Source organism: Paraburkholderia caffeinilytica (assembly GCF_046030355.1).
Classification (GTDB): Bacteria; Pseudomonadota; Gammaproteobacteria; order Burkholderiales; family Burkholderiaceae; genus Paraburkholderia; species Paraburkholderia caffeinilytica_B.
The window spans coordinates 56,973-70,473 of record NZ_JAQQCQ010000016.1; the positions used below are offsets into that span (position 1 = coordinate 56,973).

Here is a 13,501-nt window from a genome sequence, read left to right on the forward strand (position 1 = left end):
TTTTGCCTACTTTTCTTTGCAGCAGGCAAAGAAAAGTAGGTGCCTGCCCCGCACAGGGGCGAACGCTAATAAACCACTAACAATTCAAGGAAAGGCCAAAAACCAAGATCAAGAAAAACCCAAAGAGCGCCGCAGGAAACGCACAAACTACTGTGCAGCTAGGCGCCCCGCCTGAAAACCAAACCCCCACGCTCCAAAAAAACATGGGGGCGTTAATCAGCAGCCTAAAGGCACCACACCCATCCCCCGCCCCCTCAATCCCCCTCAAACACGTGCCGCAACGGCGGCGGCACCCCACCCTCACGCACCTTGATCTCCACCACCTTCCTCGCCGTGCTCGACGGCCTCACATCCGCCACATCAAGGTAAAACTGCGAATACCAGTCGCGCATCTGATACAGCGGTCCATCGCCCTCGCACAACAGCGGATTGTCGATGCGCGTCTTGCTGTCCCAGATCGCCACGTCTTCATAAAACGCGGCCTGCGCCTGCTTCGAATACGCACGCGCAATCTCCATGTTCTGCTCTTCCGACAAGCCCGGCACCTTCTTCACCATCACGCCGTAACGCAACTCGAAACTGTTCATGTCGATCGGTACGTGACAGTTCAGCAGAATCGAATGAATCGGATGGCCGCCGCTCTGCCCCGTCATCTCGGTGATGTGATAAGCCGGCCCAAAGTAAGTGGACAGCGCGATCAGCTCGTCGTCGCCGAGGCGTTCACTGCGGCCAACCAGCAGTTGCGTGGCCTTATGTCCTTCAAACAGATTCGCAAAGTAATCGACCGGTGCGCCATGCACGGTCCCGAAGTGCGCCATGTCCGAAATGTTGTCGACCAGTTCGCGGCAGTTGGTGCCGATCACCATCAAGTCGACCACCCAGTCCGACCATTCGTCGGAGAAACACGCATCGATACGGGGAATGGCCACGTCGTCAGACGGCGGATTGCCCTCGGGATCGTGCCAGATAAACAGCAACTGGTTCTGCTCGCACGTCTGCCACGTGCCGATTTTGGCCTTCGGCGGAATCCGCTTGCAGTAGGGAATCGACTGACAGTTGCCCTCGCCGTCCCACTGCCAGCCGTGAAACGGACACACCAGCGTGTCGCCGTCCACGCGGCCCGTGCTCAGATCGCCGCCCATATGCGGGCAAAAACCGTCCACCACGTTCACGCGGCCCTGCGAATCCATGAACGCAGCAAGGCGCTGGCCGAAAATGTTCAGCGTGTGCGGCTTGCCATCCTTGTATTCGCTGGCAAGACCAAGACAATGCCAGCCGCGTGCATATCGCTGCACCAGCGGCTGCGCTTCAATTCTGTAGGGACGTGCGGACATCTCTTATCTCCTCCAATGGAAAAGACGGCGCTTCCGGATAGCCGCCGTCATCTGTGTTCTTTCTAAGCGCGCAGACCTTCGCGCTCACGCCTGACGATAGACGTGGCGCACGTCGCTTTCATCGTCCCGACGGACTAGGGACTTCAGCTACCCGTTCTACCTTTGGCGCAACGTTACGGGCGCCCACACGCCGCTCCGCCCGCTCCACGCCGAGCCATGCAGCGAGCGCCGGCAACAGGAACACCGCGCCGAACAGATTGACGAGGAACATGAAGGCAAGCAGCACGCCCATATCCACCTGGAACTTGAGCGCGGAAAACGCCCACGTCCCCACGCCGATGAACATCGTCACCGCCGTGAACAACGCGGCGGTGCCACGCTGACGCATCGCGGCCGCGAACGCGTCGGGCAACGTGGCGCCTCCGCGGACCTCGTGCTGCAGCCGTTCGTACAGATAGATGCCGTAATCGACCCCCACTCCAACGCCCAGCGTAATCACCGGCAACGTGGCGACCTTCAGGCCGATGCCGAGCCACGCCATCACCGCATTGCACAAAATCGACACCACCGTCAGCGGCACCACGATGCACAACACCGCACGCCACGAACGGAACGTCACGAAGCACAACAACGCGATCGCACCGAAAATCGACAGGAGCATCGCCACTTCGGCGTCGCCGACCGCTTCGTTGGTCGCCGCCATCACACCGACGTTGCCGCCCGCCAGCCGGAACGCGATATTCGGCGTGTGATCTTCCGCCGCCAGCCGTTTGATTTCATCGACGATATGCGCGATCGTCTTGCCTTCGTGATCCGTGGTGTAGATCAACACCTGAATCGCCTGGCAGTTCTCGGTGTTCATGCCGTTGTCGGGATCGAACGCGCTTGCGCCCTGCGTGAGGCCATCGCTCGAACGCGGCAATGCACCCCAGCGCGGATTGCCTTCGTTGAAAGCGGCAATCGAAATCTTCGCGAGCGACGGTACGCTCACTACCGACTGCACACCCGCCACCCCGCGCATCTCCATCTCGAAGCGCTCGATCGCGCTCATCACCGGATAGTGCAGACAGGCATCGTCGAAACCAGTCGTCTCGACGATCACTGCGAGCGCGTCCACGCCGATGTTGTACTGGCTCGTGATCCGGGCGTTGTCGAGGTTGTAGCGCGAGGTGCTGCGCAACTCGGGCGCACCGGCGCCAATGTCGCCAATCTGCAGATTGCGCGACGCCTGCGCGCCGAACGCCAGCAACAGCAGCGCGACGACGAACACGCCGAGCGCCGGCGCGGGCCGTGCAAACATCGCGAAGCGCGTCCACAGGCGGCTGCCGCCTTGCGCCGCGCGGCTTTGCGCACGCGCCAGGGTGCCCGCTTCCAGTCGCGTGTACGACAGCAGGATCGGCAGAAACACCTTGTTGGTGACGATCATCAACAGCACGCCGAGGCAGGCCGTGACACCCAGCTCACGCACGATCTCGATCTGGATGCGCATGATCACCATGAAACCGAGCGCATTCGTCAACAACGCGACCGTGCCCGGCACGAACAGCTTGCGAAACGCGTCGCGTGCCGCGTCGGTGGAGGACATGCCGGCCACCAGCGCCTGCTTCCACGCATTCGTCATCTGCACGGCATGCGAGACGCCGATCGAGAAGATCAGAAACGGGACGAGAATCGACATCGGATCGATGCCGAGGCCGAGAATCGGCAACGCACCGAGCAACCACACCACCGGCAGCAACGCGACGAACAGCGCGAGTACCGTGGTCTTCGCCGAGCGCGTATACGCGAACAGCAGCGCCGCGGTAATCAGAAACGCGAGCGCGAAAAAGCCGATCACGCCACTGATCCCCGCCTCGACGTCCCCCACGAGTTTCGCAAAGCCGATGATGTCGACCTCGACATCCTGGTTCGAATAGCGCGCGCGGATCTGCTCGAGCTGCCGCGCCACCGCGCCGTAATCCAGATGCTTGCCGGTGGCGGGATCGGTCTCGCGTAATTCCGCGCGGATCAGCGCGGAGTGCAGGTCGTTGCCGACCAGTCTGCCGATCTGGCCGGAGCGCGCCACGTTGCGGCGCACTTTGGCGAGGTCGTCGGGATTCGCGCTGCTGAACTGGCCGGGCACGACCACGTCGCCGCGAAAGCCCGCTTCGGTGACCTCGGTATAACGCACGTTCGGCGTAAACAGCGAGAACACACGCGAGCGATTCACGCCGGGAATGAAGAACACGTCATCGGTCGCGTGACGCAGGTCGTCCATGAAGGCCTGGTTATAGATGTCCCCGTAGCCCTTCCAGCGCAGACTCACGAGGATCGTATTCGCGCCCGGAAAGGCGCTCGCATAGCGGTTGAACACCTGCATATACGGGTGCTGCATCGGGATCATCTTGTTGAACCCGGGATCGAGCCGCAGGCGCGTCGCGGAACACCCCAGCGCGACCGTCAACGCGAGACACAGCGTCAACAGGATGCGCCGGTGCCGCATGATGGCGTCGGCGCACAGCTCGACAAAACGCGAAAGACGGGACGAAGAAGGACGGAACGATGCGTTCATGATGCGTCTCACGGCAAGGCAACGGGAAGCGCGGCGGGCGTGGCGAATCAGTGGCCGGCGAGCGCGCTATGAAAGTTCGGCGAGGAAAGCCGCGAGTTCAGGACAACGACGCGCTGCGCAGCACCGGCGGTGATACAGACGATGGCGCGCGTTGCGACACGGACGGCGGCACGGACGGTGGCACAAGCGGCGCCCGCACCACAGGCAGCACCGGCAGCAACGCGATGCCCGCTTCCCCGCCCAGCGCCAGTTCGCCACGCCCGGCGTCGACCACAGCCGCGAGGCTCTGCACGCCGCCCACCTTGCGTACCGCGAAGCTCTGTCCGTTATCGCGCGAGGTGACGATCGCGCCGCCCTGGCCGACCAGCACAAGTTCACCGTCGGCAAGTTGCGCCGCGCCGAAGTACGAGGTGCCGATGCCGCTATCGATGTGCGTCCACGTATCGCCCTGGTCGGTGCTGCGCAGCACGTTGCCGCGCATGCCGTACGCGAGCCAGTCGCCGTCAGCGAGCTTCAGCACGCCGAATAGCGAGCCCTGGTAGGGCACGGGCCGCTTCTCCCAGCTCGCACCGTTGTCGGTCGAGCGCAGCAGCGTGCCGGTCTCGCCGGCGATCATCAAACGGCCGCTTGCATCGCCGGCAACTGCATTCAGATGACGGTCGTCCGCCGGTGTTTTCTGCTGAACCCAGGTGGCGCCGGCGTCATGCGAGACGAACAATTGGCCGAAGCTGCCGCTGGCGAATACCAGTCCGCTTGCATTGCCCCACACGGAGAGCAACGGGTCCGAATGTGTGCGATCGAAACGCACTTCACGCCAGTGCGCACCGCCGTCGACGGTGCGTACGATCCAGCCGTCATGCCCCACCGCGATACCGATGCGCGGCGAGATGAAGAACACCTGAGTGAGTGCCGATGCCTCGTCGGACGCCATCGCGGCGCGCCGCCAGGATGCGCCCGCATCGTCGCTGAGGAGAATCACGCCGCGCTCACCCACCGCGACGAGCCGCGTGCCGGCTTTGGCCAGCCCGTTGATCTGCAGGCGATCGGCCTGAATAGCGGTCGCCGCGAAAGCCGGCACCGGGCGGGGCGAAAACGCAAACAGCGCCGCGCCCAGCACAGCCGCCGAGAGCAGCAAACCAGGGAGTGTCGATTTCATTTTTTGTCTCCTGTCGACCCTGGTTGGCGCTAGTGCCAACCAGAGTCCCATGCAAAGCTCCGACCGCGGTCTACGCCGCTGTTTCGAAGAGTGCGGCGGCGCCCATCCCGCCGCCGACGCACATCGTCACGACCACATAGCGCACGCCGCGCCGCCGTGCTTCGAGTAAGCCGTGCATCGTCATGCGGGTGCCAGACATCCCGAACGGATGACCGACCGAGATCGCACCGCCATTCACGTTCAGACGATCGGCCGGAATATGTAGTTGATCGCGGCAGTAAATGACCTGACACGCGAACGCCTCGTTCATCTCCCACAAGCCGATGTCGTTCACCGTCAGCCGATGACGCGCCAGCAGTTTCGGCACCGCGAGCGCCGGGCCGATACCCATTTCGTCGGCCTCGCAGCCCGCCACGGCCATGCCCCGGTAGATGCCGAGCGGCTTCAAACCGCGCTGCCTGGCGTCGGCGGCGCTCATCACGACGACCGCCGCCGCGCCGTCCGACAGTTGCGACGCATTGCCGGCCGTGATGAACTCGCCCTGCGTGACCGCTTCGCCGCCGCTCCACACCGGTTTCAGCGCGGCCAGACTCGCCGCGCTCGTGTCGGCGCGATTGCATTCGTCACGCGTGGCTCGCACGCTTTCGTGGCCAACCGGCTTGCCTTCCTTGTCGAACAGCGCACGTTGCGCATCGAAAGGCACAATCTCTTCGTCGAAGCGGCCCGCCGCCTGCGCCGCGGCCGTGCGCTGCTGGCTCGTCAACGCGTATTCGTCCTGCGCCTGCCGCGAAATGCCGTAGCGGCGCGAGACGATTTCCGCCGTCTCGATCATCGCCATGTACGCCGCCGGCTGATGCGCGAGCACAGCGTCAGAACGCGCTCGATACGTATTCTTGTGCTTGTTCTGCGTCAGCGTGATCGACTCCACACCGCCCGCCACCACGATCCGCGCGTCGCCGCACAGAATGTTTTGCGCCGCCGTCGCGATCGTCATCAAGCCCGACGAGCACATCCGGTCCATCGCCATGCCCGGCACCGAAGCAGGCAAACCCGCTGCGGCCGCCGAGAGCCGGCCGATGTTGTAGCCCTGGGTGCCCTGCTGCGCAGCGCAGCCCATCAGCACGTCGTCGATATCGGCAGGCGCGAGTTGCGCGCGCTCGACCGCCGCTCGCACGACGTGGCCACCGAGTGCGGGCGCTTCGGTGTCGTTGAACACGCCGCGATACGCTTTGCCGATCGGCGTGCGTGCAACCGAGACGATGACCGCTTCGTTCATGAACTATTCCTCTACGGGTTCTACAGATTTCTTCGGGGTTCTACAGGTAATAGCGGCTGATGGTGTCGGCCACACAACCGGGTTTAGTCTCGCCTTCGATTTCCACGGTCACGCGAATCCAGGCCTGCACGCCGCCTTCGATCGCCTCGGCGCGCAGCAACTGGCCGACGCCGCGAATCCGGGCGCCGACGCGCACCGGCGCGGGGAAACGGATCTTGTCGCAGCCGTAGTTGACGCCGAGCCGCGCGCCGTCGACACGCACGATCTGCGGCAGGAAAAAGTTGACGAGCGAGAGCGTGAGAAAGCCATGCGCGATGCAACCGCCAAACGGACCATGTCCGGCGCGTTCAGCATCGACGTGAATCCACTGGTGATCGAGTGTCGCGTCGGCGAACAGATCGACGCGCGGTTGATCGATCTGCAGCCATGCGCTGCTTCCGAGCGCTTCGCCCACTGCGGCTGTCAGTGCGTCAGGATGGGCGAATATGCGAGCAGGCTGGCTGTGATCGCCCATATCGCTGATTCTGCCGATTCCGCCGGTGCTGCCGACGTCGTCAACTTCAGCCCGCACTCTCGTCATAGCGCTGTCCATCACGCGTGCTGACTGCTGACCGACAGCACTTCGCCGGTCATATACGATGCGTAGTCGCTTGCCAGAAAGACCATCACGTTCGCCACCTCCCACACTTCGGCGGCGCGTCCGAATGCTTCACGCGACGCCAGTTGATCGAGCAGATCGGCCGAAGCCGATTTCTTCAGAAAATCGTGCAATGCAATACTCGGCGCCACCGCGTTGATGCGTACCCCGTACGGCGCGGCTTCGAGCGCGGCGCAGCGCGTCAGCGCCATCACGCCGGCCTTCGCCGCGGCGTAATGCGCCTGTTCCGCCTGCGCCCGCCAGCCGAGCACCGACGCGTTGTTCACGATCACGCCCTGGCCACGCTGCTGCATATGCGGCAACATCGCCCGCGTCATGCGGAAGGTGCCGGTAAGGCTAATGTCGATCACCCGCGACCATTCGGCATCGTCCATTTCGACGATGCGACGCGCGCCGCCGAGCCCTGCGTTGTTGATCAGCACGTCGACGCCTTGCATCCTGTCTTCGGCATCCGCCACCAGCGTGCGTACGTCCTCTTCCACGGAGACGTTGCACAGACGGCCGTAAATCGCTTGTAAACCCGTTTCCGCGCGCAAGGTTTCAACGGCTTGCGCGAGGCGCCGCTCGTGGATGTCGGAGATGAAGAGCGCGCGGCAGCCTTCTTCCGCGCAGCGTTTGGCGGCGGCAAAGCCGATGCCCACACCGGCGGCGGCCGTAATCAGCACGGATTTTCCCGCCAGCAATTGATGGCCCGGCACATAGGCAGGCGCGGTCCGCACCGTTTGGGATTCGTTCATAGCGTTCCTCGGGGTTCTCTCGGCATGCCGAGCCCGCGCTCGGCCATGATGTTCAATTGAATTTCGTTGGTGCCCGCGTAGATCGTGTCGGCGCGCGAGAAGAGGAACACGCCTTGCAGGCGGGTGCGCTTCGCGTCGGCGCTGTCGATCAGATTGGCGTCAGGGCCGAGCACATCCATCGCCAGTTGGCCAAGCTCGCGATGCCAGTTCGACCAGTAGTATTTGTAGATCAGCGCTTCACGGTTCAATGCGCCGCTGCTTTCATCAGCACCGGCGCCGGCCAGCATGCGCAGCGCGTTGTAACGCATCACACGCAAACCCGCCCATGCCCGCGCGATCCGTTGGCGCATCAGCGGATCATTCGCAACACCCGCTTCATGCGCCGCGTCGACCACCCATTCGAGTTCACGGATGAACTGCATCTGCTGACCCAGCGTGGACATGCCGCGCTCGAAGCCGAGCAGCGTCATCGCGATGCGCCAGCCGTCACCGGGTGCGCCGACCAGATCTTCAGCCGCAGCGAGCGCGCCGTCGAAAAACACTTCGTTGAATTCGGCGCCGCCATTCAATTGTTTGATCGGACGAATCTCGATGCCGGGTTGATCGAGGCGCATCAACAGGAACGACAGTCCGCGATTTCCTCGTGATTCCGGATCAGTGCGTGCGATCACGAAGATCCAGTCGGAATCGTGAGCAAGCGACGTCCAGACTTTCTGGCCATGCACGCGCCAGTTGCCGGTTTCGTCGCGGACTGCGCGAGTGCGGACGTTCGCGAGATCCGATCCCGCGCCCGGTTCCGAATAACCCTGGCACCAGAACTGCGTGCCGTTCAGGATGCCGGGCAGAAAGCGCTTACGCTGATCGTCGGTGCCACAGGCGATCAGGGTCGGTCCGAGCAACCCTTCGCCGATATGCCCCATGCGCCCTGGCCCACCGGCGCGCGCGTATTCCTCGTGGAAGATCACCTGGTCGGCGACGGACATCGCCCGGCCACCTTGTTCCTTCGGCCAGCCGAGACCCGTCCAGCCACCGCCGGCCAGTTCACGTTCCCATTTCTTGCGCAACGCCGGGTATGCTTCTTCGTCGCCGGGACCGCCGCGGTATTGCAGACAGGCGAACTCGCCGCTTAGATGCGTGCGCATCCAGTCGGCGACTTCCACGCGCAAGCGTTGCTGTTGTTGCTGTTGCGTTTCGCTGTTCATTAAAGGACTCCCGCGAGGACAGCCTGTGCGTAGTCGGCAGGTACCGGCGGCAACGGCGCTGTGGCGCTCGAAGCCTCGCTACGGCCGATCACCTGCTCCGCGATAAACGACAGCATCTGCGCGGTCGTGCCGAATTGCGCGCTGCTGGCCTGCGCGCGCTTGAAGTACAGCTGCGGGTCGTATTCCCATGTGAAACCGACGCCGCCGTGCAGTTGGATCGCTTCCTGAGCGCAGAAACGGAAGGCGTCGTTGGCAGTGGCTTTGGCGGTGGCGATATCGGCCAGCACGTTTGGTGGTAACGATGCGCATGGCTCATTGCGCATTTGATCCGGCACCTGAGCGCGTATTTGATTCCGTGCCTGATCCCACGCCTGCGCCGCGCCGAGCACGGCCGAGCGGGTTGCCTCGATGTCGACCATCATCTGCGCGCAACGGTGTTTGACGGCCTGGAACGACGCAATGGCACGGCCAAATTGCACGCGCTCCGTCGTATAGGCAAGCGTGAGGTCGAGGCATTGCTGCGCGCCGCCAAGTTGTTCCGCAGCCAACGCCAATGCTGCAAGCCACGCGGTGTCAGACAGTGCGCGTTGCGCCTCACTGCCCCGCGCCAGCATCGCAGCACGCGGCACGTCGACCGCGTTCAGTTCGATGCGCGCCAGTGGACGCGTCGCATCCAGCGTAACCAGCGGCGTGCGTGTGAGGCCTGCAAGATCACCACCGTTCAATTCGAACAGTGCGATGGTTTGCGCTTCGTTCGCGATCAAGGCGGGCACCAGCAACAGGTCCGCGCTCGCACCGTCAACAACCTGAGCCAAGGTCCCTGACAGGCGGTAGCCATGAGCCGTCTCTTCCGCGTAAACCGAAACCGCATGTGCATCAAAACCGGGCGCAGCGTACGCCAAAGCCGGGTGCGCATCGAAACCAGGTGTAGAGCACGCCGAAGCCTTGCTCGCATCGAAACCGGCTGTAAAGCACGTCGAGGCCGAGCGCGCATCGAAGTCGCGTGCGGAGCACGCCGAAGCCGTCCTCACATCAAAGTCAGCCCCAGCATCCAACGCCAGCGTCGCGCTCACCTCGCCGCTCGCGATCCGCGAGAGCCACGCGCGAGCCGCCGCCGATTCACACTGCGCCAACACGGTCGCCGCGAGACACACCGTGCCGAAGTAAGGCACGCAAGCAAGGCGCCGCCCCATCTGTTCCATCAGCAACACCAGCTCAGTCGCGCCCAGGCCCGCACCGCCCGACGCTTCCGGCACGGTCAACGCACACCAGCCTAGCTCGCCTGCAAGCGTGTGCCACAGACCATCGTCGCGGCCCGCGGTATGTTCGATCGCCTGCCGCACCGCCGCCGATGCGCTGCGCTCGGCCAGCACCTCGGCCGCCGAATCGCGAATCATGCTTTGTTCTTCGGAGAGAGCGAGGTTCATCGCATCAACTTCCGTAGACCTGCTGCGCCGGCTCACGCTCCGCAACCAGCGCCGCCACCGCGCCGCCCAGCGCAGTGACTTGCCAGCGTGCGCCGATGTCGATGCGCGGCCCCGTGCGCCAGCCTTCCGCCACGGCGATCATCCCCCCCGCCGCTTCGAACACCTGCCCGGTCACGTCGCGCGATTCAACGCTGCCGAGCCAGACGACCAGCGGCGCGACGTTGGCCGGATCGAAGTAGTCGAAGCCGTTGGCCGGCTTTTTCATCATCTCGGCGAACACGCCTTCGGTCATCGACGTGCGCGCCGCGGGCGCCAACGCGTTCACCCGCACACCATAACGTTGAAGCTCCACCGCCTGCATCAACGTCAAGGCCGCGATGGCCGCTTTGGCTGCGCCATAGTTCGCCTGCCCGATCGACCCTTGCAGGCCCGCGCCCGAACTCGTATTGACGATGCGCGCATCCACCTCGCGCCCTGCCTTCGACGCGTCACGCCACTCGCGCGCCAGCAGTTGCGAAAGACAGAAATGTCCGCGCAAATGCACCCGCATCACATCATCCCAATCGGCTTCGGTCATGCTGGTGAACATCCGGTCGCGGCAAATGCCCGCGTTGTTCACCAGCACATGAATCTCGCCGAACGCTTGGTGCGCGGCGTCGATGATGCGTTGCGCGGTGTCGATGCGCGTAATGTCGTCGGCATTGGCCAGGGCCCGGCCACCGGCTCGCACGATCTCGTCGCAAACCGCTTGTGCCGCCTCCTGACGAATATCGTTGACCACCACCGCCGCGCCTTCGGCGGCAAACGCCAGCGCATATTCGCGGCCCAATCCTCCCCCCGCGCCGGTGATGATCACGGTGCGCTCGTTGCAGATTCCCATGCTTGATCCTCGTAGACAGTGATGCGCTCAGAGGCGCGTATCGACGCTTACAGGCGCTCGATGATCGTGACGTTGGCAAGGCCGCCGCCCTCGCACATCGTCTGCAAGCCGTAGCGGCCTCGCGTGCGCTCGAGTTCGTGCAACAGGCTCGTCATCAGCCGCGCGCCGGTTGCGCCAAGCGGATGGCCGAGCGCGATCGCGCCGCCGTTTGGATTGGTTTTCTCGTGCGGATAGCGCGTTTCGGCGAGCCACGCGAGCGCCACCGAGGCAAACGCTTCGTTCAGCTCCACGGCGTCGATGTCGTCCAGCGCGAGGCCGGCTTTACGCAATGCGTGACGTGTCGCGGGAATCGGCGCGGTGAGCATCCACAGCGGATCGTCGCCGAGTACGCTCAGGTGATGGATGCGGGCGCGCGGCGTGAGGCCGTAGCGCTTGAGCGCGTCTTCGGAGACGATCAGCAGCGCCGCTGCCGCATCGCAGGTCTGGCTCGAGACGGCGGCCGTCAACGCGCCGCCTGGCATCAGCGGTTCGAGCGAGGCCATTCTGGCGAGCGTGGTGTCCTTGCGCGGCGTCTCGTCGTGGACGACACCGGCAAACGGCACGATCTCGCGCGAGAAGTAGCCGCCTTCGATTGCCGCGAGCGCGCGCCGGTGACTTTCCAGCGCGTACTGTTCCATCGTTTCGCGCGACAGGTTCCAGTGATCCGCGATCCGCTGCGCCGCATGGAACTGCGAGACCGGCGCATCGCCGAAACGCGCGCGCCAGCCGATGCTGCCCGAGAACGGATCGGTAAACCCGAGCGGCTCGGCCGCCGTCATCGCGGATGAAATCGGAATCTGCGTCATGGTCTGCACGCCGCCCGCGACCACCACGTCCTGCGTGCCGCTCATCACGGCCTGCGCGGCGAAATGCACGGCCTGCTGCGACGAACCGCATTGCCGGTCGATCGTCACGCCGGGCACCGTCAACGGCAAGCCTGCGGCGAGCCAGCAGGTGCGCGCGATGTTGCCCGCCAGCGGACCGATCGTATCGACGCAGCCGAACACCACGTCGTCGTATTCATCAGCGGGAATGCCGTTGCGGCCGACCAGTTCCTTCAACACGAAGCCGCCGAGATCCGCAGCGTGCACCTGCGCAAGTCCGCCTTTGCGGCGGCCGGTCGGCGTACGCAATGCATCGACGATATAAGCCTGTTTCATCACGATTCCAGTTCGAAAGTACGGGCCGGTCCAATCGGAGCACATGACTCGATCAGCGCGTCGGCCACGCGGGCCTTGTGAAACGTTATGTCGCCCCAACTGCCCGAGAGCGCCCAGATGCGTTTCATGAAGATCTGCAGGTCCAGCTCCCACGTGTAGCCGATCGCACCGTGCACCTGCATCGCGTTTCGTGCGGCGAGCTGCGCTGCGGCGGTGGCGGCAAGTTTCGCGTGGGAGACATACAGCGCGCGCTTCGGGTCGTTGTCCGCGATCGCGCAGGCGGCCCGATACACCACGGGCCGCGCGAATTCATAACGAATCGCAACGTCGGCAAGCAGGTGCTTGAGCGCCTGATACGAGCCGATCGGTTTGCCGAACTGCTTGCGCTGCGCGCTGTAATCGATCGCGACGTCCAGAACGCGTTGGGTAAGGCCGAGCAATTGCGCGGCGACGGCGAACGCGCCCTGATCGAGCGCGCGGGCCAGCAACGGTTGCGCCTGTGCGGCCGTGGCCACGCGCGTGGTCGGCGTGACCTGCCAATCGAGTTCGAACAGCCGACGCGAAGGATCGACGCTCTCCACCGCATTCAGTCTGCAAGCGTCGGGCGTGAGCCAATGCAACTCGCCGTCCCGCTCGCACAACACAACCTTCGCGACGTGCGCATCGCTGACATACGGATTCACCGGATGCGCAATCGCCACCCGCGCCGCGCCCGCCGCGATGTCCCGCAACAGCGCGTCGCGTTGCGCACTGGCCGGCAAACCGTCCAGCATGCCGACCGCCACGAGCGCCGTATCGAGTAACGGCTCGGGTCCCGCGAAATAGCCATAGGTCTGCGCAAGCGAGGCCCACTCCACGTCGCCCAGTCCCATCCCGTCGTGACTTTCCGGCACCGACACCGCCGTCAGCCCTTGCGATGCGAACATGTCCCACATGCGCTCCGAGCGGCCCGTGGGCGTGGTCCACAACTCGCGGATCAACTCCGGCGTCATCTCCGTCATCAGAAAGCGCTTGACGCTGCTCGCCAGCGCTTCCTGATCTTCGTTGAATACGAAATCCATAGTTCCTCGCTCAATCCTTT

General features: G+C 64.1%; 11 protein-coding genes. All 11 read right to left on the bottom strand.

Features of this window, described 5'->3' with window-relative positions; all coding sequences use genetic code 11:
* Positions 1–254 precede the first annotated feature (254 nt).
* A complete protein-coding gene (locus tag PQQ95_RS23140; protein WP_408441110.1) occupies positions 255–1,334 on the bottom strand; it encodes a 3-ketosteroid-9-alpha-monooxygenase, oxygenase component in 1,080 nt (359 codons plus the stop codon).
* A 118-nt stretch (positions 1,335–1,452) separates the two neighbouring features.
* Entirely contained in the window at positions 1,453–3,885 is a 2,433-nt protein-coding gene (locus PQQ95_RS23145) for an efflux RND transporter permease subunit (RefSeq protein ID WP_408441112.1), read from the bottom strand.
* A 97-nt stretch (positions 3,886–3,982) separates the two neighbouring features.
* On the bottom strand, positions 3,983–5,041 hold the full coding sequence (locus tag PQQ95_RS23150) for a sialidase (RefSeq protein ID WP_408441115.1): 1,059 nt from the start codon (positions 5,039–5,041) through the stop codon (positions 3,983–3,985).
* A 70-nt stretch (positions 5,042–5,111) separates the two neighbouring features.
* Positions 5,112–6,317, bottom strand: a complete 1,206-nt coding sequence (locus PQQ95_RS23155; RefSeq protein WP_408441117.1) for an acetyl-CoA C-acyltransferase — start codon at positions 6,315–6,317, stop codon at positions 5,112–5,114.
* A 40-nt stretch (positions 6,318–6,357) separates the two neighbouring features.
* On the bottom strand, positions 6,358–6,831 hold the full coding sequence (locus PQQ95_RS23160) for a MaoC family dehydratase (RefSeq protein WP_408441362.1): 474 nt from the start codon (positions 6,829–6,831) through the stop codon (positions 6,358–6,360).
* 77 nt (positions 6,832–6,908) lie between these two features.
* A complete protein-coding gene (locus PQQ95_RS23165) occupies positions 6,909–7,712 on the bottom strand; it encodes an SDR family oxidoreductase (protein WP_408441119.1) in 804 nt (267 codons plus the stop codon).
* A complete protein-coding gene (locus tag PQQ95_RS23170) occupies positions 7,709–8,914 on the bottom strand; it encodes an acyl-CoA dehydrogenase family protein (RefSeq protein ID WP_408441122.1) in 1,206 nt (401 codons plus the stop codon). Before PQQ95_RS23170 ends, PQQ95_RS23165 begins: the two co-directional genes overlap by 4 nt.
* A complete protein-coding gene (locus PQQ95_RS23175; RefSeq protein WP_408441125.1) occupies positions 8,914–10,341 on the bottom strand; it encodes an acyl-CoA dehydrogenase family protein in 1,428 nt (475 codons plus the stop codon). The genes PQQ95_RS23170 and PQQ95_RS23175 overlap by 1 nt, the downstream gene beginning before the upstream one ends.
* A gap of 4 nt (positions 10,342–10,345) precedes the next feature.
* The gene (locus tag PQQ95_RS23180; protein WP_408441128.1) at positions 10,346–11,221 is read right to left on the bottom strand and encodes an SDR family oxidoreductase; all 876 of its coding nucleotides are present in this window, start codon (positions 11,219–11,221) and stop codon (positions 10,346–10,348) included.
* A gap of 47 nt (positions 11,222–11,268) precedes the next feature.
* Positions 11,269–12,420 carry an acetyl-CoA C-acetyltransferase gene (locus tag PQQ95_RS23185; protein ID WP_408441130.1) on the bottom strand — a complete coding sequence of 384 codons (1,152 nt, stop codon included), beginning with the start codon at positions 12,418–12,420 and terminating at the stop codon, positions 11,269–11,271.
* On the bottom strand, positions 12,420–13,481 hold the full coding sequence (locus PQQ95_RS23190) for an acyl-CoA dehydrogenase family protein (RefSeq protein WP_408441132.1): 1,062 nt from the start codon (positions 13,479–13,481) through the stop codon (positions 12,420–12,422). Before PQQ95_RS23190 ends, PQQ95_RS23185 begins: the two co-directional genes overlap by 1 nt.
* Positions 13,482–13,501 lie beyond the last annotated feature (20 nt).